Origin of the sequence: Campylobacter sp. BCW_6871, assembly GCF_001762325.1 — a bacterium.
GTDB lineage: Bacteria > Campylobacterota > Campylobacteria > Campylobacterales > Campylobacteraceae > Campylobacter_D > Campylobacter_D jejuni.
This window is the reverse complement of record NZ_MJWQ01000039.1, coordinates 1-1,253: the sequence shown is the minus strand read 5'-3', so window position 1 is coordinate 1,253 and position 1,253 is coordinate 1. Positions and strand designations below refer to the sequence as shown.

Below are 1,253 nucleotides of genomic sequence, written 5' to 3'. Positions count from 1 at the left end.
AAATAATCTTTGTTAATGTTTAAAGAATTTTTAGCTCTTGTAACTGCCACATACAAAAGATTTAATTCTTCTTTTGCTATGGTAATTTGTTCTCTTTCTTCAAGTTCTTGCTTGATGTTTAAAAAATCATCAATAATTTCAACATTATTCCACTCTAAACCTTTGCTCTTATGTCCTGTACTTAATATCAAATCAGCTTGTTCTTGTTTTTTAACACAGCTTTTTTCAATATCTTTGATAAGCTTTATAATATCGCTATGTACATATTTAAAAAGAACAAATATTTTTTGTTTTAAGTCAACCTCTTTAGTTTCGTTGATATATTCAAGAAGTTCTTTTAAGTCGGCAAATTTTGCAATAAACTGATTTTTGATATATTTGTGTTTTTTAAACAGAAGATTTTGTATGTCTAATAACTCATCAAAACTATAACTATTCACCCCTCCCACAAAAAATAATTTTTTATTTAAATTTTCTACTGCTATATCAAATAGTTTAGCATTGGTTCTACATATTATAGCTTTTGCTTCATTTTCATCATTTCCCTTTCTTGGTTTTAGCGTTCCTTTAAAATCTCTTGGGGCATTTAAAATTCCCAAATAAGAATTGGCAATAGTAGCTATGCTTTGTGGGCATCTAAAGCTTTGAGTTAGATATAAAATATGAGATTTTGGCATAGATGCTAATACTTCTAAGGAATTTACAGCGCCTCTGAATTTATAAATGCTTCGGAATGTATCTCCTATAAAAACTTTTTTAGCTTGCTTTTGGTTAAGAACAATGTCGATAACACAAGCGTTGATATCCTGTGCTTCATCCGCTAAAATAAAATCATATTCTAGCTTTGGTTTTGTAAGTTGAATTAAAAGAAGTTATAAATAATTATTTGTATAGCAAAGAACTTGAAAATATAGATTTTACATCTATAAAATTATTTGAAGGACCAATTGCAAAATATAAATTTTTTACACTGAAGATAAATTAAATACAATAAAACTAAAGTTTTATGAAATTGTTGGAATAAAACTTAAAAACATCAATAAGATAAATCAAGATAAATATTTATTATCAATTTCTGATGTTGTATGCGGATTATATGAAATTTTATTTATATAGATAATATATATTTAAAGAACACTTTATTGTTTTATAGGCGTATTTTACTAGAATTTGTAGAATATTTATTAGAATATCAAGATGAAATGCAAATAAACGATATAAAAACGACTTTTTTAGTCAATTTTCTTAATTAT

1 protein-coding gene and 1 pseudogene are annotated in these 1,253 nt (G+C 25.3%); both read right to left on the bottom strand.

The genetic code is table 11. The features are described 5' to 3' along the window. Positions 1 to 677: 3'-5' exonuclease (locus tag AJ930_RS04055; RefSeq protein WP_261659489.1), on the bottom strand; the 677-nt coding region annotated here is incomplete at its 3' end. Positions 678 to 707: 30 nt separating this feature from the next. Continuing rightward, positions 708 to 827: pseudogene (locus AJ930_RS10495) on the bottom strand (UvrD-helicase domain-containing protein); the annotation flags it as partial. Positions 828 to 1,253: the final 426 nt, after the last annotated feature.